General features: G+C 72.7%; 19 protein-coding genes. 6 read left to right on the top strand and 13 right to left on the bottom strand.

Translation table 11 applies throughout. The features are described 5' to 3' along the window. Positions 1-4: 4 nt before the first annotated feature. Together AB0H75_RS41025 and AB0H75_RS41020 are read right to left on the bottom strand one after the other, a co-directional pair. Positions 5-571, bottom strand: a complete 567-nt coding sequence (locus AB0H75_RS41025) for a TlpA family protein disulfide reductase (RefSeq protein WP_367805648.1) — start codon at positions 569-571, stop codon at positions 5-7. Positions 572-648: 77 nt separating this feature from the next. Then, the gene (locus AB0H75_RS41020) at positions 649-1,287 is read right to left on the bottom strand and encodes a histidine phosphatase family protein (protein WP_367805646.1); all 639 of its coding nucleotides are present in this window, start codon (positions 1,285-1,287) and stop codon (positions 649-651) included. 44 nt (positions 1,288-1,331) lie between these two features. On the opposite strand from AB0H75_RS41020, the gene AB0H75_RS41015 reads away from it, so the two are divergent. Beyond that, positions 1,332-2,189, top strand: a complete 858-nt coding sequence (locus AB0H75_RS41015) for an EamA family transporter (protein WP_367805644.1) — start codon at positions 1,332-1,334, stop codon at positions 2,187-2,189. 21 nt (positions 2,190-2,210) lie between these two features. Here AB0H75_RS41015 and AB0H75_RS41010 read toward each other — a convergent pair whose 3' ends face one another. Beyond that, on the bottom strand, positions 2,211-3,128 hold the full coding sequence (locus AB0H75_RS41010; RefSeq protein ID WP_367805642.1) for a LysR family transcriptional regulator: 918 nt from the start codon (positions 3,126-3,128) through the stop codon (positions 2,211-2,213). A gap of 184 nt (positions 3,129-3,312) precedes the next feature. Here AB0H75_RS41010 and AB0H75_RS41005 point away from each other — a divergent pair, with 184 nt between their 5' ends. Beyond that, on the top strand, positions 3,313-4,197 hold the full coding sequence (locus tag AB0H75_RS41005) for an EamA family transporter (RefSeq protein WP_367805640.1): 885 nt from the start codon (positions 3,313-3,315) through the stop codon (positions 4,195-4,197). Here AB0H75_RS41005 and hemL read toward each other — a convergent pair. The 7 genes from hemL to AB0H75_RS40970 form a co-directional block, all read right to left on the bottom strand. Further along, entirely contained in the window at positions 4,139-5,428 is a 1,290-nt protein-coding gene (hemL, locus tag AB0H75_RS41000; RefSeq protein ID WP_367805638.1) for a glutamate-1-semialdehyde 2,1-aminomutase, read from the bottom strand. The two genes, AB0H75_RS41005 and hemL, sit on opposite strands and share 59 nt — an antisense overlap. A gap of 57 nt (positions 5,429-5,485) precedes the next feature. After that, positions 5,486-6,127, bottom strand: coding sequence for a bifunctional DNA primase/polymerase (locus AB0H75_RS40995; protein ID WP_367805636.1), 642 nt, complete (start codon positions 6,125-6,127; stop codon positions 5,486-5,488). Between the two features lie 132 nt (positions 6,128-6,259). Next, complete coding sequence (gene hemB, locus AB0H75_RS40990; RefSeq protein ID WP_367805634.1) at positions 6,260-7,255, bottom strand: porphobilinogen synthase; 996 nt, start codon at positions 7,253-7,255, stop codon at positions 6,260-6,262. Continuing rightward, the gene (locus AB0H75_RS40985) at positions 7,252-8,772 is read right to left on the bottom strand and encodes a uroporphyrinogen-III synthase (RefSeq protein WP_367805632.1); all 1,521 of its coding nucleotides are present in this window, start codon (positions 8,770-8,772) and stop codon (positions 7,252-7,254) included. Before AB0H75_RS40985 ends, hemB begins: the two co-directional genes overlap by 4 nt. A gap of 35 nt (positions 8,773-8,807) precedes the next feature. Further along, a complete protein-coding gene (gene hemC / locus AB0H75_RS40980; RefSeq protein ID WP_367805630.1) occupies positions 8,808-9,722 on the bottom strand; it encodes a hydroxymethylbilane synthase in 915 nt (304 codons plus the stop codon). Further along, positions 9,719-10,975: a glutamyl-tRNA reductase gene (locus tag AB0H75_RS40975; protein WP_367805628.1), complete on the bottom strand. Its 1,257-nt coding sequence runs from the start codon at positions 10,973-10,975 to the stop codon at positions 9,719-9,721. Before AB0H75_RS40975 ends, hemC begins: the two co-directional genes overlap by 4 nt. Beyond that, on the bottom strand, positions 10,972-11,649 hold the full coding sequence (locus AB0H75_RS40970) for a redox-sensing transcriptional repressor Rex (RefSeq protein WP_367805626.1): 678 nt from the start codon (positions 11,647-11,649) through the stop codon (positions 10,972-10,974). The genes AB0H75_RS40975 and AB0H75_RS40970 overlap by 4 nt, the downstream gene beginning before the upstream one ends. 148 nt (positions 11,650-11,797) lie before the next feature. On the opposite strand from AB0H75_RS40970, the gene AB0H75_RS40965 reads away from it, so the two are divergent. Then, positions 11,798-12,034 (top strand): glutaredoxin family protein, encoded by a 237-nt coding sequence (locus AB0H75_RS40965; protein ID WP_367805624.1) that lies wholly within the window; start codon positions 11,798-11,800, stop codon positions 12,032-12,034. Here the strand turns inward: AB0H75_RS40965 and AB0H75_RS40960 are convergent. Continuing rightward, on the bottom strand, positions 12,024-13,664 hold the full coding sequence (locus tag AB0H75_RS40960; protein ID WP_367805622.1) for an antibiotic biosynthesis monooxygenase: 1,641 nt from the start codon (positions 13,662-13,664) through the stop codon (positions 12,024-12,026). The genes AB0H75_RS40965 and AB0H75_RS40960 overlap by 11 nt on opposite strands. A gap of 253 nt (positions 13,665-13,917) precedes the next feature. Between AB0H75_RS40960 and AB0H75_RS40955 the strand changes: the two genes are divergently transcribed. The 3 genes from AB0H75_RS40955 to AB0H75_RS40945 are packed head-to-tail and all read left to right on the top strand — an operon-like array spanning position 13,918 to position 16,349. Further along, on the top strand, positions 13,918-14,577 hold the full coding sequence (locus AB0H75_RS40955; RefSeq protein ID WP_367805620.1) for a sigma-70 family RNA polymerase sigma factor: 660 nt from the start codon (positions 13,918-13,920) through the stop codon (positions 14,575-14,577). A 56-nt stretch (positions 14,578-14,633) separates the two neighbouring features. After that, complete coding sequence (locus AB0H75_RS40950) at positions 14,634-15,452, top strand: DUF5667 domain-containing protein (RefSeq protein WP_367805618.1); 819 nt, start codon at positions 14,634-14,636, stop codon at positions 15,450-15,452. An 18-nt stretch (positions 15,453-15,470) separates the two neighbouring features. Beyond that, positions 15,471-16,349 (top strand): HAD family hydrolase, encoded by an 879-nt coding sequence (locus AB0H75_RS40945; RefSeq protein WP_367805616.1) that lies wholly within the window; start codon positions 15,471-15,473, stop codon positions 16,347-16,349. A gap of 125 nt (positions 16,350-16,474) precedes the next feature. Here AB0H75_RS40945 and AB0H75_RS40940 read toward each other — a convergent pair whose 3' ends face one another. Together AB0H75_RS40940 and AB0H75_RS40935 are read right to left on the bottom strand one after the other, a co-directional pair. Beyond that, on the bottom strand, positions 16,475-17,488 hold the full coding sequence (locus tag AB0H75_RS40940; RefSeq protein WP_367805614.1) for an LCP family protein: 1,014 nt from the start codon (positions 17,486-17,488) through the stop codon (positions 16,475-16,477). Then, positions 17,488-18,066 carry an RNA polymerase sigma factor gene (locus AB0H75_RS40935; protein WP_367805612.1) on the bottom strand — a complete coding sequence of 193 codons (579 nt, stop codon included), beginning with the start codon at positions 18,064-18,066 and terminating at the stop codon, positions 17,488-17,490. The genes AB0H75_RS40940 and AB0H75_RS40935 overlap by 1 nt, the downstream gene beginning before the upstream one ends. Positions 18,067-18,092: the final 26 nt, after the last annotated feature.

Raw genomic sequence — 18,092 nt, 5'->3', positions numbered from 1 at the left:
ACCCTCACTCATCGCGCACCCTCGTGACGGTGTTCATCAGATCGGTGTACTTGACCGCGCCCAGCGCGCGGGCGGCGACGCGGCCCTGCTTGTCGATGACGAGGGTGGACGGGATGGCGGCGGGCGGCACCGTGCCCTGGAAGGCCAGCGCGACCTTGCCCGGCTGGTCGAAGATCGACGGGTAGCCGGTCCGCTCGGTGCGCTCGAAGGCCAGCGCGTCGGCCTTGCGGTCCTTGAAGTCGACGCCGATGAACTCCACGCCGCCGTCCTTGGTGCGGGAGGCGACCTCCTTGAGCACCGGCGCCTCGGCCCGGCACGGCCCGCACCAGGACGCCCAGAAGTTGAGCACCACGACCTTGCCCTTGTGCGCCGCCAGCGAGGCCGTGCCGCCGTCGAGGGTCGGCCCTTCGACGGCCGGCGCGGGCTTGCGCTCGCCCGCGGCGAACACCTGCATCTTCCCGTCGCCCGCGACGAACCGGGTGTCGCCCGCCTGCGGCTGCCCGCTCTGGTTGCCGGCGCAACCTCCGGCCAGCAGGGCCAGGAGGACGAGGGAGAGGGACTTGGCGCGCACGGAGGAAGATCTCCTTGTACTACAACCGGTAGAGCTTGCAACTCTACCGGTGCGGCCCGGCGCTCCCGACATCGGGCTCAGGCGCCCGGGACGGACGGCCCGGTGTCCAGGGAGCCGGCCGGCTCGCTGTAGCCGATGCTGATGAGCCGGTCGCCGTCGAAGGTGAACGTCGTGAGGCTGGCCAGCGCGCACTGCCGGCGCCGCGGGTCGTGCCAGAGCCGGCGCCCCTCGGCGGCCATCCTGATCGCCCAGATGGGGAGCTGGTGGCTGACGAGCACCGTCTCGTGCCCGCGCGCCGCCGCCCGCGCGTCGTCGATCATCGACTTCATCCGCTGGACGATCACCGGGTAGGGCTCGCCCCAGGACGGCCGGAGCGGGTTCCAGAAGTAGCGGTAGTTACGCCAGTCACGAAAGAGCCCGACCCCCTGGGCGACGGGACGGCCCTGCAGCAGATTGCCCGCTTCGAGGAGGCGGTCGTCCTGCTGGATCTCCAGGCCGAGCTTGTCGGCGAGCGGGGCCGCCGTCTCCAGCGCGCGCTCCAGCGGCGAGCTGAACAGGGCGACGATGTCACGGCCGCCGACCGCCTTGGCGACCGTCTCGGCCATGAGCTGACCTGTCTCGGACAGGTGGTATCCGGGCAACCTGCCGTAGAGGATGCCCTTCGGGTTGTGCACCTCACCGTGGCGCAGAAGGTGAACGACGGTGGTTTCAGCCATGGTGGGCACAAGCCTATCCGCTCGCCCGGGGATAGGGTCCCGGGGTGAGTCCCTGGGCCCTGCTCCTCGTGATCGTCTCCGCCGTCACCCACGCCACCTGGAACCTGCTGAGCAAGCGTTCCTCGCAGGCCGACGGGGTGGTGTTCGTCTGGCTCGTGGCGGTGGTCTCGGCAGTGGTGTGGGCACCGCTGTTCGCCGGGTTCCTGCTGGTGACGGGCGACGTGCCGGGCTGGCGGGACCTGGTGGCGATCGCCGGCAGCACGACCCTGCACCTGTGCTACTTCGTGTTGTTGCAGCGCGGGTACGGCAGCGGCGACCTGTCGCTGGTGTATCCGGTGGCGCGCGGCACCGGCCCGATGCTGGCGAGCCTGGTGGCGGTGCTGTTCCTCGGCGAGCGGCCGTCCGTGGCGAACGTGGCGGGCATCGTGCTGGTCGGGGCGGGGGTGTTCCTCATGGGCGGGGACGCGGCCCGCGGCGGGCTGGGGGCGGTGCTGCCCGGGGTGGTCATCGGGCTGTTCATCGCCGCGTACACGGTGTGGGACTCGCAGGTGGTGGGGCCGTTCGCGGTGGCGCCGATCGCGCTGATCTACCTGGGCGAGGTCGGGCGGGCGCTGGTGCTGGCGCCGGTCGTGCTGGGCGGGCGGCGGGAGCTGGTCGCACCGGTGTGGCGGGAGCACCGGTGGCGCATCGCGGGAGCGGCGGTGCTGATCTTCGTGTCGTACCTGCTGGTGCTGGTGGCCTTCACCCTGGCGCCGGTGACCGTGGTGGCGCCGGCCAGGGAGATCAGCGTGCTGATCGCGGTGGTGCTGGGCGGCAGGCTGCTGGCCGAGGGCGACCTGGCGCGGCGGCTGCTGGCGGCCGGGGTGATCCTCGGCGGGGTGGTGGCCATCGCGCTGAGCTAGCGAGGCGCCAAGAGAGGGGCCCTACCGCACGGCCCAGGCGTTCTCCTGCTCCTTGCTGACCTCCATGATGGCGTCCACCAGGGCGCGGATCGCGGGGCGGCGGGCGGCGTCGGCGCGCCACACGGCGTAGATGCGGCGCGACTGGCGCGGCCGGATCGGCACCATGCTGACGCCCTCGGGCACCTGGCGGCCCAGGCGCGGCACGATCGCGCAGCCGAGCCCGGCCGCGACCAGCGCGAGCTGGGTCGGGTACTCGTCGGCCATGTACGCGATCTCCGGCTCCAGCGAGGCGTTGCGCAGGGTGAACACCAGCCAGTCGTGGCAGACCGTGCCCGGCGAGGAGCTGATCCACCGCTCGCCGTGCAGCGCGGCCAGCTCGATCTCGCGCGAACCGGCCAGCGGATGGGCGGCCGGCACCGCCACGTCGGCGATGTCGTCGAGCAGCGTGGCCCTCGACAGCCCGTCGGGCAGCGCCATCGGCCGGTTCATCCAGTCCTGGATGATGCCGAGGTCCAGCTCGCCCCTGGCCACGTCGCGCACGACGCGCTCGGGCTCGCGCTCGTTGAGCTGGATCCACAGGTCGGGATGGCGCTCGCGCAGCGCGACCAGGGCGCCGGGCACGAGGCCGCGGGTGGCGGTGGGGAAGGCGGCGATGTTGAGCCGGCCGACGACCTCGCCGCGCAGCGCCTCGAAGTCGGCCTCGGCCGTCTCCACCAGGGCGAGGATGCGCTCGGCGTGCTCGGCGAGCAGGCCGGCCGCGTCGGTCAGCCGCACGCCGCGGCCGTTGCGCTCCATGAGCCGGGCGCCGGTCTCGCGCTCCAGCTTGGCGATCTGCTGGGACACGGCCGACGGGGTGACCATGAGCGCGTCGGCGGCCGCGCCCACCGAGCCGTAGACGTGCACCGCGTGAAGCGCCTTGAGCCGGTTCAGGTCCAACATGTAAGCCAGACTAAAGGGTTTAGCGTAGAAAGTCTCGCTTGTCGTTGAATGTGTAGCAGATGAAAATAGATGCATGAGAATCCTCAAGACGAAGAAGCAGCAGTCCACCGGTCCCTCCTACCTGAAGGAGCTGGCGGAGCAGGCTCGCGAGCAGCGCATCCGCTACCAGAAGCCCGCGCGCTGAGTGCGCCCCCGCCACCTCGCCCTCGCCGTCGGCCTCGCCGCCATCTGGGGCTTCAACTTCGTGGTCATGCAGGTAGGGCTGCGGCACTTCCCGCCGCTGCTCTACGCGGGCCTCAGGTTCGCCCTGGCCGCGTTCCCCGCCCTGCTGCTGGCAGGGCGTCCCCAGGTGCCGTGGCGCTGGGTCGCAGGGGTGGCGGTCACCCTCGGCGTGGGACAGTTCGGCCTGCTGCTCGTGGGCATGCGAGCCGGCATGCCGGCCGGGCTGACCTCGCTCGTCCTGCAGACGCAGGCGTTGTTCACCGTGGTGTTCGCGGTGACGCTGCTCGGGGAGCGGCTCACCGCCCGCCGCGTGCTCGGGCTGGCGGTCGCGTTCGGCGGCCTGGCCCTGGTCGCCTACGACTTCGGCCTGTCGGGCCCGCTCGGCGCGTTCGCGCTCTGCGTGGCCGCCGCGGCCGCCTGGGGCCTCGGCAACGTCGCGCAGCGCCGGGCCGCGCCGCCCGACTCGCTGCGGTTCATGGTCTGGGTCAGCGCCCTGTCGGCGCCGCCGCTCCTGCTGCTGTCGTTGTGGCTGGAGGGCGTGCCGCGCCTGGCCTCCCCTCTGGAGGGATGGCTGTCGCTGCTGTACGTGGCCTTCGTCTCCACGCTCGGCGGGTTCGGCGTGTGGGGCTGGCTGCTGCGGCGCTACGACGCCTCGACCGTGGCGCCGTACACGCTGCTCGTGCCGGTCTTCGGCATGTCGTCGGCCGCCCTGGTGACCGGGGAGCCGCTCACCCCCGTCAAGCTGGGGGCGGCGGCCCTCATCGTCTGCGGCGTGCTCTACGCCGGCACTACAGTGCGGCTGCGGCTGCCTCGGCGGCGGCCGGCAGCGCTTCCGCGACGCGGCTGAGCGCCTCGTCGTCGTGGGAGGCCGACAGGAACCACGCCTCGTACGCCGACGGCGGCAGGTAGACCCCCTGGTCGAGCATCGCGTGGAAGAACGCGGTGAACGCCGCGGTGTTCTGGGTCTTGGCCTCGGCGAAGCTCGTCACCTCCGCCTCGGTGAAGAAGATCGAGAACAAGCTGCCCGCGCGCTGCAACCGGTGCGGCACCCCGGCCTTGGCCAGCGCCTCGGACGCGGCCTCGCCCACCGCGAGCGCGGCGGCGTCCACCCTCGCGTACGCCTCCGCGTCCAGCGCCCGCAGCGTCGCCAGGCCCGCCGCGCAGGCCAGCGGGTTGCCCGACAGCGTGCCCGCCTGGTAGACCGGCCCCTCCGGCGCCAGGTGCGCCATCACCTCGGCCCGGCCGCCGAACGCCGCCGCCGGCAGCCCGCCGCCCATGACCTTGCCGAACGTCATCAGGTCGGCCTCGACCGGGTCCAGGCCGTACCAGCCGGCCGCCGAGACCCGGAAGCCGGTCAGCACCTCGTCCACCACGAGCAGCGCCCCGTGCGCGGTGCACAGCTCGCGCAGCCGCCGGTTGAAGCCCTCGCGCGGCGGCACCACGCCCATGTTGGCCGGGCACGCCTCGGTGATCACGCACGCGATGTCGGCCTGCGCGAACGCCTCCTCCACGGCCGCGAGGTCGTTGTAGGGCAGCACCAGGGTGTCGGCCGCCGAGGCGCCGGTCACGCCCGGCGTGTCGGGCAGCCCGAACGTCACCACGCCCGACCCGGCCGAGGCCAGCAGCGCGTCCACGTGCCCGTGGTAGCACCCGGCGAACTTGATCACCTTCGACCGGCCGGTGAAGCCGCGGGCCAGCCGCACCGCGCTCATCGTCGCCTCGGTGCCGGAGCTGACCAGGCGCACCTTCTCCACCGGCGCGACCCGGGAGACGATCTCCTCGGCCAGCTCCACCTCGCCCTGCGTGGCGGTGCCGTACGAGAAGCCGCGGGCGGCCGCCTGCGAGACCGCCTCGACGACCGCGGGATGGCGGTGGCCGAGGATCATCGGCCCCCAGGAGCACACGAGGTCGACGTAGCGGTTGCCGTCCACGTCGGTGATGTAGGGGCCCTGCCCGGCGGCCATGAAGCGCGGCGTGCCGCCGACCGCGCCGAACGCGCGCACCGGGGAGTTGACGCCTCCCGGCACGATCCGGCGGGCGCGGGCGAACAGGTCCTCGGATTTCTCTATGCGGCTCACCCGACCAGGTTAGTCGGGACGGGGCCCGGTCCCGCGTCAGCCCCGCCCGGCCCCCGGTCAGTCGGCCAGCCACTCCAGGACGCGCAGCGGGTCGGGCAGCGGCCGGCCGTCCGGCGGGCGCAGCCAGGTGACCGGCCGGCCGGAGGGCAGGAGCGAGGGCGGCGCGAGCACGTAGCTGTCGCGGCAGTGCCAGCGCAGGCCCGGCGTGTCGTCGATGGTGGCCGGGTCGCAGTCGAGGTGGCAGGACCACCACTCGTCCTCGTCCTCGGGGTTGCCGCGGGTGGCCACGTAGAACAAGACCCGGTCGCCTTGAGCGGCGACCGGGCCGGAGTGGGCTCCCACCTCGTCGATCCTCGTGAGGGCCGACAGGCCGGTGGCGGCCGGTACGTCGAAGACGTCGAAGACGCGGCCGGTGGGCAGGATCACCCCCGCCTCGGGGTCGGCCTGCCACCAGCGGGTGAGCTGGGCCGGGTCGGTCGTGGCCAGCAGCGGCCAGGCCGGGGAGAGCGGATGGGCGCCCGGGTCGGGACAGCCGAGGCGGTCACAGGAGCACGCGCGCGGCCCGGCCGGCAGCGGGTAGGCGCCGGGCACCACGGGCCACCCCATGCCGGCGTAGTCGAGGACGGTCGCGATGCGCGTCGGCCGCGTCCCTTTCCGGGCCCGCTTTTTGGTACGCCGAGCCAGAGGTACCCCCACCATTGGTGTCTCCCGTCGAGTCCCGCGCCTGAGGAGGTCCCGGCTCAGGGCGGGCGTTCGCACACGCGGGACACACCAGCACTTCTCATCGCACTCTAACGCACAGGCCCCAGCAGTTGACGGGAAACCCCGTGGTTAGAGCGTCCGCGCCACCTCGGTGGCCCAGTAGGTCAGGATCAGGTCGGCGCCGGCCCGCTTGATCGCGATCAGCGACTCCATGATCATCCGGTCGCGGTCCACCCAGCCGTTGGCCGCGGCGGCCTCGATCATCGCGTACTCGCCGCTCACCTGGTAGGCGGCGACCGGCACGTCCACCTCGCGGCGGAAGGCGGCGATCACGTCGAGGTAGGCCAGGGCGGGCTTGACCATGACGGCGTCGGCGCCCTCGGCCAGGTCGAGCCGGACCTCGCGCAGCGCCTCCTCCACCCGCCCCGCGGGGTCCTGCTGGTGGGTGCTGCGGTCGCCGAACTGCGGCGCGCACTCGGCCGCGTCGCGGAAGGGGCCGTAGAAGGCGGAGGCGTACTTGGCGGAGTAGGCCAGGATCGGCACGCCCGCGTGGCCGGCGCCGTCGAGGGCGGCGCGGATGGCGCCCACCTGGCCGTCCATCATCCCGCTCGGGGCGATCATCTGGGCGCCGGCCTCGGCCTGGGCCACCGCGACGGAGGCGTAGCGCTCCAGGGTGGCGTCGTTGTCCACGTCGCCGGACGGGGTGAGGATGCCGCAGTGCCCGTGGTCGGTGAACTCGTCGAGGCACGTGTCGGCCATGACCACGATCGCGTCGCCGACCTCCGACACCACGTCGCGCAGCGCCTTCTGCAGCACGCCGTCGGGGTCGTCGGCGGCCGAGCCGCGCGCGTCCTTGACCGCCGGGATCCCGAACAGGATCAGCCCGCCCACGCCCGCCTCGGCCGCCTCGCGGGCCGCCTTGCGCAGCGAGTCGCGGGTGTGCTGGAACACGCCGGGCATCGAGGCCACCGGCTGCGGCTCGTCGATGCCCTCCTTGGCGAACAGCGGCAGGATCAGGTCGGCGGGGTGCAGCCGGGTGCCCGCGACCATCCGCCGCAGGACGGGGTCGCGCCGCAGCCGGCGGGGCCGCGCGACGGGGAACCGCGCACCCGAGTGGGCACTCATCTGGGTCTCCTTCTCGCGCCGCGGCGGTTCTGGGAGGGCCGGCGGGGCGTGTCGCCCGCAGCCAGCGCCGCCTGGCGCTGCTTGGCTCCGTACTCGGCCAGGGCGGCGGCCAGCGCGGAGGCGGATGGCTTGTCGGCCATGACGTCCACCCGGAGCCCGAACTCCTCGGCGGTCTTGGCCGTCTGCGGCCCGATGACCGCGATCACGGTGACGTTGTGGGGCTTGCCCGCGATGCCCACGAGGTTGCGCACCGTGGAGGAGGAGGTGAACAGGACGGCGTCGAAGCCGCCGCCCTTGATCGCCTCGCGGATGGGCGCGGGCGGCGGCGCGGCCCGCACGGTGCGGTAGGCCGTGACGTCGTCGCACTCCCAGCCCAGCTCGGTGAGCCCGGCCACCAGGGTGTCGGTCGAGATGTCGGCCCGGGGCAGCAGCACCCGGTTGATCGGGTCGAGCATCGAGTCGTACGGCGGCCACTCGGCCACCAGCCCCTCGGACGACTGCTCGCCCGAGGGCAGCAGGTCGGGCTTGACGCCGAACTCGACCAGGGCGCGGGAGGTCGCGTCGCCCACGGCGGCCACCTTGAGCCCGGCGAAGGCACGCGCGTCGAGGCCGTACTCCTCGAACTTCTCGCGCACCGCCTTGACCGCGTTGGCGCTGGTGAAGGCCACCCACTCGTAGCGGCCGGTGACCAGGCCCTTGATGGCGCGGTCCATCTGCTGCGGCGTGCGCGGCGGCTCGACCGAGATGGTCGGCACCTCCTCCGGCACCGCGCCGTAGGCCACAAGCTGCTCCGACAGGCTGCGCGACTGCTCCTTGGTGCGCGGCACCAGCACCCGCCACCCGAACAGCGGCTTGGTCTCGAACCACGACAGCTTCTCGCGCTGCCCCACGGCCTCGCCCACCACGATCAGCGCGGGCTCGGTGAACCCGGCGTGCTTGAGGTCGGCCTGCAGCCGCCCGAGCGAGGAGACCACGGTGTACTGCTCGGTGGTGGTGCCGCCGCTGCTGACCGCGACGGGCGTGCTGTCGGGCTTGCCGCCGGCGATGAGCGCCTTGCCGATGGCCACCGCGTCGCCGATGCCGTTGTAGATCACCAGCGTGCCGGGGCAGGCGGCGTGGGAGGACCAGTCCTGCTCCTGGGCGGCGTCCACGATGCGGAACTCCGGGACGGCCGTCGCCGGCGGGATGCCGGCGTAGGTGAGCACCGCGGTCGCGGGCGGCACGCCGGGCACGATCTCGAAGTCCACCTCCGCCGCGGCGCAGGCCGCGACCTCCTCCGTGATGGAGGAGAACAGCATGGGGTCGCCCGCGCACAGGCGCACCACGAGCCCGCCGTCCTGGGCGCGCTTGACGAGCCCGGCCAGCGCGCCCTCGCCCTCGGCGACCTGCACGCCGCCGCGGGCATGGCGCAGCAGCGCGCGGTGCGCTTCCTCGCCGAGCACCACGGCGTCGGCCTTGCCGAGCAGCTCGGCGGCGCGGAGCGTGAGCAGGTTGGGGTCGCCGGGACCCGCGCCCACGAACGCGACGAAACCGGAGGTTGGACTATCGGCGCTCAATGGGAATGCTCCCCCATCAATCTGTCGGCCCCTTCGGCGATCATCTCGGCCGCGAGGTGGCGGCCGAGCTGGACAGCCTCCGAAGGAGAGCCGGCGGCGGACTTGCGGACCGCCTCGCGGCCGTCGATCGCGACGACCGTGGCGGTCAGGTTCAGAGTGTGCCCGTCATCGGCCGCGAACGCACCCACGGGCGCGGCGCAACCGGCCTCCAGCGCGGACAGCACGGTGCGCTCGGCGGTCACCGCGGAGCGGGTGCGCGGGTCGTCGAGGACGCCGAGGAAGGCCACGAGGTCGGCGCGGTCGGCGCGGCACTCGACCGCCAGCGCGCCCTGGCCGGGGGCCGGCAGCAGCTCCTCGACCTCGAAGATCTGGGCGATCTCGGCGCCGCGGCCGAGCCGGTTGAGCCCGGCCGAGGCCAGCACGACCGCGTCCAGCTCGCCGGAGGCGACCTTGCCGATGCGGGTGTCGGCGTTGCCGCGGATCGGGACGTACTCCAGGTCGGGGCGGAGCGCGCTCAGCATGGCGACCCGGCGCGGCGAGCCGGTGCCGACCCGCGCGCCGGGCGGCAGGTCGGCGAACTTGGCGTGCGCGACCAGCGCGTCGCGGTGGTCGTGGCGGGCCGGGATGGCGGCCAGGGTGAAGCGCGGGTCCTGCTTGGTGGGCAGGTCCTTCAGCGAGTGCACGGCGAAGTCGATCTCGCCGTCGGAGAGCTTGTCGCGCAGCGCGCTGACGAACACGCCGGTGCCGCCGAGCTGCGCCAGGTGGGCCTTGGTGACGTCACCGAACGTGGTGATCCCGACCAGCTCCACCCGCCGCCCGGTGCGCGCGGTGTAGTCGTCGGCCACCATCTGGGACTGGGCCATGGCCAGCATGCTCCGGCGCGTGCCCAGCCGCAGGGGCTCGGACGTCACAACTCCACCTCTCTCACGGCCTCGGGCATCTTCGGGTCCAGGTTGAACAGCTCGCGCAGCGCTTCCGCATAATGATCGCCCCCCGGGCAGGTGGCGAGCTGCTTGACACGCACAGTCGGCTCGTGGAGCAGCTTGTCCACGACCCGCTGCACGGTCATGGCGACCTCGTCGCGCGCCCGCTCGTCCAGATCGGGCACCCGCATCATCAGGCGGCCGAGCTCGGACTCGACCACCCCCGCCGCCTTGCTGCGCAGGGCGACCACGGTCGGGGTGACCCTGGCGGCGCGCTCGGCGTCGAGGTAGGCGCGCAACTCCTCGGCGACCAGGGCGCGCACGGACGCCACCGCGTCGCCCTCCCGCGAGCCGATGCCGGACTCCTGGATGGTCTCCAGGTCGACCAGCCGGACGCCGGGCACCCGCCGCACGGCCGGATCGACGTCGTGCGGCAACGCCAGGTCCAGCAGGAACGCGGGCCCGTCCAGCATATCCGGCGTGATGATGTGCCGCCCCGCTCCCGTGCAGGTGACCACGATGTCCGCACCGGACAGCTCGTCGGCCACGGCGGCGAACTCGACGGCCCGGCCGCCGACGTTGGCCGCCAGCCGGGCGCCCCGCTCGTAGGTGCGGTTGGCCACGACGATGTCGGTGACCCCGGCGCGCTGGAGCGTGACAGCCGCCAGCGAGCTCATGGAGCCCGCGCCGACGACCAGCGCCCGCTTGCCCGCCAGGTCGCCGGCCAGCGCCAGCCCGGCCGTGACGAGGGAGGCCCCGGCCTGGTCGATGCCGGTGTCGGTGTGGGCCCGCTTGCCGACCCGCAGCGCCTGCTGCACCAGCTCGTTGAGGGTGGCGCCGACGGTGCCCTGGCGCTGGCCCAGCTTGAGCGCCTGGCGGACCTGGCCGAGGATCTGGCCCTCGCCGACGACCATCGAGTCGAGGCCGCACACCACGGAGAACAGGTGCTCGACCGCGCGCTCCTCGTAGTGCACGTACAGGTGGGGCGTCAGCTCCTCGACGGGGACGCCCGAGTGCAGGCCCAGCAGGCGGGTGACGGCCGTGACCGCGGCGTGGAAGCGGTCGACCGTGACGTAGACCTCGACCCGGTTGCAGGTGGAGACCACCATGGCCTCGGCCACGGACGGGTCGTCCTGCACGTCGTGCAGCAGCTTGATCAGCGCGTCGCCGGTGATGGAGACACGTTCGAGGAGCGCCACCGGCGAGGTCCGGTGACTGAGTCCTACAGCCAGAACACTCATTGACCGTCCACCGCCATGAGTGGCCCCCCAGCCTTGCGTTGCTCGTGGAACGCGAGAATCTGTAGTTCGATAGATAGATCGACCTTACGGACGTCCACCGTGTCCGGCACGGAAAGCACGACAGGGGCGAAGTTCAGGATGCTGGTGACGCCCACGGCGATCACGCGGTCACAGACCGCCTGTGCCGCTTCCGCCGGTGTCGCCAGAACCACGATCGAGACTCCACGCCGCGTGATGACGGCTTCCAGTGCGTCGATGTGCTCAACATTCAACCCCGCGATGGTGTCGCCCACCACTTCGGGGTCGGCGTCGATCAGTGCCGCCACCCTGAAGCCACGGGAGACGAAACCGCCGTAGTTCGCCAGCGCGCGGCCGAGGTTGCCGACGCCGACGATGGCGACCGCCCAGTCCTGCGTCAGGCCCAGCTCGCGGGAGATCTGGTAGACGAGGTACTCCACGTCATAGCCTACGCCTCGCGTGCCGTACGAGCCGAGGTGCGACAGATCCTTGCGCAACTTGGCGGAGTTGACCCCGGCGGCCACGGCCAGGTCCTCGGAGCTGACCGTCGCGACGCCCCGCTCCGCCATGCCGTGCAGCGCCCGCAGGTACAACGGGAGCCGGGCCACCGTCGCCTCGGGAATGCCACGGTCACGGGGCTGGGACGGGCTCTTCACGTGCCGGAGCTCCAGGGGACGGGCGGCCGGGGAGCCGCGGGGACGGATGAGCCGCCGAACGGACGAGACGCTCAAACGGCTGAGAACCGTCTTTCAGGTTAATCCCTTTGTGAACCGATGCACAAAGTCGCGGCGGTACGGTTGCCGTATGCACCGCATCACGTTGGTCGGCAAGCCGGGCTGTCACCTGTGCGAGGACGCCCGGGCGGTCATCGCCCGGGTGGCGGGCGAGCTGGGCGTGCCCTGGGAAGAGGTCAGCATCGACTCCTCCGAGGAGCTGAGGGAGAAGTACTGGGACATGATCCCGGTGACGCTCATCGACGGCGTGCAGCACGACTTCTGGCGGGTGGACGAGGCCCGCCTGCGGGCGGCGCTCAGTACCTGACCGTCGGCAGCGGCACCACCTTCGCGGCGTTGACGTCGAGCTCGATGACGTTGGTGGCCAGCACCATCGACTGCCGCTCTGTGACGAACCTCTCCACGTGCGGCTGGCGCTGGTGGTCGCGGTAGGCCACCTCGTCGCGGTAGAGCTCGTAGACGATGCGCTGCAGCGGGGCCGACTTGACGGCGTGGCAGACGTAGACGAGGGTGTCGGGCTCGCCGCGGCCCACGGCCTCCACCGTGGCCTCGGCCAGGCGGTCGAACGCCTCGCCCGCGCCGTCCATGATCGTGAAGACCGTGAGCAGGCCGTAGATGCTCGGCGACGGGCGGCCCCCGGCGGGGGCGGGCTGCTGCTGGGGCTGCTGGGGTTGGGGCTGGGGCGGCTGGGGCTGGGACGGGGAGAACAGGTCGGCGCCGGAGAAGAGCATGCCGGTGGCGGGGCCGGGCGGCGGCGGGGTGGGCGGCATCGCGTACTCAGGACGCTGCCCGGACGCGCCCTGCGGCCCGGACGGGCCGAAACCCTGCGGGCCGGACGGGCCGCCGAAACCCTGCGGGCCGGACGGACCACCGAAACCCTGCGGCCCGGACGGACCACCGAAACCCTGCGGCCCGGACGGGCCGAAGCCCTCGGGGCCGGGCGGGCCGCCGAAGCCCTGGGAGGCCGGCTGGCCGCCGTTCATGATGTAGCCGGTGGCCGGGCCGTCGTCGGGGGGCGGCGGGGCCATGCGGGCGGCGTAGTCGACCTCGCGCTCGCCGGCGCGGTACTCGGCCACCAGGTCGCCGAGGCCGCCGGCGCGGCGCGGCGGGGCGGGCGGCAGGTCGGCGGCGGCGGCCGGGACGGGCTCGGGCATGGCCCGGCGCCCGCGCGGGACCGTGCGGTCGTGCTGGTCGGGCGGCGGCGGGCGCTCGGCGGAGGCGTGCCGGGCGGGCTCGCGCTCGTCGAAGTCGTCCTCGTCCTCGTCGTCGTACGGCGCGAGCGGCCGCAGCACGGTGTACCAGATCGCCGCCGCGGCCACCGCGAGCAGCGCCGTGGTGAACAGCCCCGGCACCGAGAAGCGCATCGCGCCCACCAGGGCGATGCCGGAGGGCGCGATGACCAGGGAGGCGTGCAGGTTGTCGGTGTCGTACTCGTCGCCGTTGCGCCATTTGAGCGCCGCGGCCACGAGCATGGCCAGCATGATCAGGACGGCGATCGCGTGCACGCCGATCAGCAGGTAGCCGGGGAAGATGCCCCAGTAGGACGACCCGGCGGGCAGGGTCTTGCCCATCTCGTCGCTCTTGAGCGGGTCGAAGATCATGATGGCGCCGGCGACGATCGTCAGCGCGACGCCCATCAGCCACGCGAGGAAACGCGGCGGCACCCGCTCGGCCAGGAGCTGGATCATGCCGACGGCCAGCCAGAGCGGCGCCAGCAGCGACCCCGTCACCTGATAGAGCCGGAACGTCAGCGGCCCGAACCCGAGCAGGCCGCCGATCCCGATCACCGCCAGTGACAGGCACAGCGCGGCGGCCGCGACGAGCCAGCCGATCAGCCAGCCCTCGGGCTCCTCGCGCAGCCGCTTGATCAGGGCGGCCGTGGCGAAGGCGGCCAGGAGCGCACCGGCGAAACCTATGACAGCAACGAGGATCTCCATGGTGACTCCAATGCTGCCGGACGATGCCTCCCAGCCGGTAGCCGAAGAGGGAACAGGTTGGACCTCACGGTATCCGGCGGTTACGCCTAGTCATGCCAGCATCTCGTGGATTGTGGAATTTACGGTTGATTTCTAGAGTGTTCGAGCACGCCGCACCCCTTACCCCTAGGGATACCGGATGCCTGACTCGTCACCGTTCGCCGGGCTGCTTGCGCCAGCGTTCGCTGGACCTGCCCGGACGGGCGAGTTCGTCGTGCGCGAAGACGCGCCGGAGCCGGAGACCGGCCGCGCCGCGGACGGGGGTGCGGACGGAGCCGTGGACACCGCTGTGGAGATCGCTCCCGACGGCACCGACACCGCCGAGGACGTGGACCTGCGGACGCTGGTCCTGCACGCCAAGAACGGCTGCACGGAGTCGTTTGGCACGCTCTACGACCGCTACGTGGATCTGGTCTACCGCTACATCTACTTCCGCGTCGGCTCCCATCAGCTCGCCGAGGACCTGACCAGCGAGACCTTCCTGCGGGCGCTGCGCAGGATCGCCGACTTCACCTGGCAGGGCCGCGACTTCGGCGCCTGGCTCGTGACGATCGCCCGGAACCTGGTGACGGACCACTTCAAATCCGGGCGGTATCGGCTGGAGATCCCCACCGGGGAGATCATCGACGTTCCGCTCGACGGCTCGCACATCCCGGAGAACGCCGTGGTCACGGCCATCATCAACGACCGGGTGCTGCGGGCCGTACGAGAGCTCAATCCCGAGCAGCAGGAATGCGTCGTCCTGCGTTTCCTGCACGGACTCTCGCTCGCGGAAACCGCGTTGATCATGGGGAAGAAGAGTGGAGCGATCAAAGCGCTGCAGTTCCGGGCCGTCCGCGCGCTTGCCAGGGCGCTCAAGCACGACCTGGCGTAACCTCCACCGTCCGCTCCTCGTTAGGCAGACGTCAGGGCCAGACGGGAGCGACTGTCATGGGTAGGGCGCGCAGGCGGCAGGAACGCGTGCTCGAACACCTCACCGAGCTGCGGAGCCTGCCCATCGGAGGCGCGCCGGAGCCGGCCTTCCGCGAGCGGCTGCGCGCCGAGCTGATCTCCGGTCATCTGGGCGAGGGTCACCTGGGCGAGGGCCACCTGAGCGAGGGCCACCTGAGCGAGGGTCACCTGGGCGAGCAGGCGTCCCGGACCGAGCGGGCGGCCCGCACGCCCCGGGTCGAGCGCGGGCTCCGCACCGGCCTGGGCGTCGGCCCCACCGGGCCGCACACCGAGCGCCGGCACCGGGCCGAGCGGGTGCCCGGGCGGCACGCGCGGCCCCTCGGCCGGGGCAGGGCGCGGGCCCGGCGGCGGCCGCTGCTGTCCCACCTGGCCTCGTTCGGGCTGGCGGCGGCCATGATGATCTCGACGTTCGCCACGTACCAGTCGGTGCCCGGCGATTCGCTCTACCCGCTCAAGCGGGCCGCCGAGAGCACGCTCGTGCGGCTCAGCACCGACGACGCCGAGCGCGGCGAACGCGAGCTGGACTCCGCCAAGACCCGCGCCAAGGAGGTCGCCAGCCTGCTCGGCAGCTCCGAGGACGGGCCGCTGGTCAGCAGGACGCTCAAGGAGATGGAGGAGTCCACCCGCTCGGGCATCAGCCGCCTGGAACGGACCCAGCCGCGCTCGCCGAAGATCAAGAAATTCGCGCGGGACCAGAGGGAGATGATCGGCCCCATGCTCCCGCAGCTCAACGGCGATCAGCAGGCCCAGGCGGAGGGTTACCTCGACTACATCGAAGGTCTGGCCGCTCCCCAGTAGGTGGTTAAGCTGAGGTCCATGCGGCTGTTTCGACAACGACACGAGGTCGAGCCCGAGGTTGCCGGCGAGGCCGCGGCGCGGGCGGCGGTCACCGTCCCGCCACCCGCGCCGGTCGAGCCCGACCTGCAGGCGGCGGCCTTCTTCGACGTGGACAACACGATGATGCGCGGGGCCTCCATCTACCACTTCGCCAGGGGGCTGGCCACGCGCGGCATGTTCACCACGTCCGACCTGCTGAAGTTCGCGGTGGGCCAGGCGGTGTTCCGGCTGCGCGGCAGCGAGAACGCCGAGCACATCGCGGTGGCCAGGGAGACGGCGCTGGCGTTCGTGGCCGGGGCCAAGGTCGACGACGTCGTACGCCTCGGCGAGGAGATCTACGACGAGGTCATGGCCGACCGCATCTGGGGCGGCACCCGCGCGCTCGCCCAGTCCCACCTCGACGCCGGCCAGCGGGTCTGGCTGGTCACCGCCACGCCGGTCGAGCTGGCCAGGGTCATCGCGCAGCGGCTCGGGCTGACCGGCGCGCTCGGCACGGTCGCCGAGACCAGCAACGGCGTCTACACCGGCAGCCTGGTCGGCGACCTGCTGCACGGGCCCGCCAAGGCCGAGGCGGTGCGGGCGCTGGCCCGGCGCGAGGGCCTCGACCTGACGCGCTGCACCGCCTACAGCGACTCGGCCAACGACCTGCCCATGTTGTCCCTGGTCGGCAACGCGGTGGCCATCAACCCCGACAGCGAGCTGCGCGAGCACGCCAGGAAGCACGACTGGCCGATCAAGGACTTCCGTACGGGCCGCAAGGCCACGATGACGGCCCTGCCCATCGCGGCGGGCGTGGGGGCGGTCGCGGGCGGCGTCGCGGCCGGCATCGCCCTGCGCCGCCTCTACCGCCGCCGCTGACCCCGCCGCCCGCTCCTGCCGCCGCTGCCCTCGCCATCCCGCCACCGCCACCGCTGCCCTCGCCATCCCGCCACCGCCACCGCTGACCCGCCGTCCTTCTCGGCGCGGGCTCCGGTGGCTCGCCGCTACTTCAGCGAGTCGAACAGCTCGCGTGCCTCCGGCTGCTTCCACTGGACGCGGTGCCGGTCGATCTCGGCCGGTTTCCACGGGACGGCCTTCATGGTCAGCTCGGCCCGCGCCAGCTCGCCCCCCAGCTCGGCCATCTCCGCCACGCTCAGGTTGGTGTGCACCGACTTGCGCATCTCGGCCAGCAGGCTCCTGAGCCGGTCCTCGTCCCCGATCAGGCTCCTGGCCTTCTTCACCATGGCACGCAGGAGCTGCGCCTGCCGCTGGATGCGGGAGATGTCCGAGCCGTCCCCGAGGGCGCGCGTGCGTACCCATCCGAGTGCCGCCTCGCCGTTCAGCACGGTCCTGCCCGCGGGCAGCTTGAGCTTCGCCCTCCGGTCGTCCACCGGGCGGGGCACGGTGACCTCCACGCCGCCGAGCGCGTCCACCAGGCCCTTGAAGCCGGTGAAGTCCACCTCGACGGTGTGCTGGAAGGTGAGCCCCGTGAGCTTGTGCAGGGTGTCGCGCATGCAGGGCAGGCCGCCCTTGTCGTAGGCGGAGTTGATCATTCCGGTCCCGGCGGGACGGCCCGAACAGCTCGGGATCCTCACCAGCGAGTCGCGGGGGACGCTGACCGCCGTCACCGCGCGCCGGTCGGCGGGCACGTGCAGGATGATGATGGTGTCCGCGCGCCGGCCGCCCGCGCCGGGCTGGCGGGCCCGTACGGGGGCGTACTCGGCGTTCTCGCCCTCCACGCTGTCCGAGCCGATCACCAGGATGTTCCTGGCGCCGCTCACGTCGATGTCCTGGGAGGCGGCGGGCGGGGTGGCCGGTTGCCGCCCGGCCAGCAGCACCGTGGGCACCGCGACGGCTGCGGCGGTGGCGACGGCGACCAGGCCGGCGGCCCGCCAGTTCGCCCACCGGCGGCGCGGCTGGGCGCGCAGCAGGCGCTCGCGCTGGCGGACCAGGGTCGCGGGTGGCTGGTGCTCCAGCTCTCCGCCGAGCTCGCGGAGCAGCTTCAGGTCGTCCATCATCACTCCTCCTCCATCGGGTTGGTCTCGCCCAGCGCGGCCCGCACCTTCCGCCTGCCCCTGTTGAGGCGGGAGCGCACGGTGCCGATGGGGATGCCGAGCGCCTGCGCGACCTCCTCGTACGTCAGGTCGCCCCATGCGATGAGCAGCAGCACGTCCCGGTCCTTGGCGGGCAGGGCCGCGAGCGCTCCGGCCAGCTCCCCGCGCACCGCCTGGGCGGTGACGCCGGCGGCCACCCGGTCGGCGGGCGACTCGACGGCGGACTCGACCGGCGCGCGCAGCAGCGCCCGGTAGCGGGCGGCCTCCTTGCGGTGGTACCGGGAGACGAGCTTGGTGAGGATGCCGAACAGCCAGGGGCGGGCGTCCGGGTAGGACAGGTCGTAGCTCCTCCTTCGGGAGAAGGCGACCAAGAAGGTCTCCCCGACGAGGTCCTCGGCGGGCTCGGGGCCGAGCCGTTTGGAGGCGTAGCGGTAAAGCATTCCGGCGTAGCGGTCGAACAGCTCGGCGAACGCCTCGGGCTCGGTCCACGAGGCGTTCACCAGCTCCGCGTCCGCACCTCGGGTGGCGGGTTGCAGGATCATCTCCGCCCTTCTCTGGGGGGATCGGT

It is taken from the genome of Nonomuraea sp. NPDC050783, assembly GCF_040802095.1.
GTDB lineage: Bacteria > Actinomycetota > Actinomycetes > Streptosporangiales > Streptosporangiaceae > Nonomuraea.
The sequence above is the reverse complement of the archived record's forward strand: the minus strand, read 5'-3'. Positions and strand labels throughout refer to the sequence as shown.

Excerpts from the sequence above, each read along its gene's own strand:
- AB0H75_RS41020 (WP_367805646.1), bottom strand. The coding sequence starts at position 1,287 with ATGGCTGAAACCACCGTCGTTCACCTTCTGCGCCACGGTGAGGTGCAC.
- AB0H75_RS40940 (WP_367805614.1), bottom strand. The coding sequence starts at position 17,488 with ATGATGGACGACCTGAAGCTGCTCCGCGAGCTCGGCGGAGAGCTGGAG.
- AB0H75_RS40935 (WP_367805612.1), bottom strand. The coding sequence starts at position 18,066 with ATGATCCTGCAACCCGCCACCCGAGGTGCGGACGCGGAGCTGGTGAAC.
- AB0H75_RS40950 (WP_367805618.1), top strand. The coding sequence starts at position 14,634 with ATGGGTAGGGCGCGCAGGCGGCAGGAACGCGTGCTCGAACACCTCACC.
- AB0H75_RS40965 (WP_367805624.1), top strand. The coding sequence starts at position 11,798 with ATGCACCGCATCACGTTGGTCGGCAAGCCGGGCTGTCACCTGTGCGAG.
- AB0H75_RS41010 (WP_367805642.1), bottom strand. The coding sequence starts at position 3,128 with ATGTTGGACCTGAACCGGCTCAAGGCGCTTCACGCGGTGCACGTCTAC.
- AB0H75_RS40995 (WP_367805636.1), bottom strand. The coding sequence starts at position 6,127 with ATGGTGGGGGTACCTCTGGCTCGGCGTACCAAAAAGCGGGCCCGGAAA.
- AB0H75_RS40960 (WP_367805622.1), bottom strand. The coding sequence starts at position 13,664 with ATGGAGATCCTCGTTGCTGTCATAGGTTTCGCCGGTGCGCTCCTGGCC.
- AB0H75_RS40945 (WP_367805616.1), top strand. The coding sequence starts at position 15,471 with ATGCGGCTGTTTCGACAACGACACGAGGTCGAGCCCGAGGTTGCCGGC.
- hemB (WP_367805634.1), bottom strand. The coding sequence starts at position 7,255 with ATGAGTGCCCACTCGGGTGCGCGGTTCCCCGTCGCGCGGCCCCGCCGG.
- AB0H75_RS40975 (WP_367805628.1), bottom strand. The coding sequence starts at position 10,975 with ATGAGTGTTCTGGCTGTAGGACTCAGTCACCGGACCTCGCCGGTGGCG.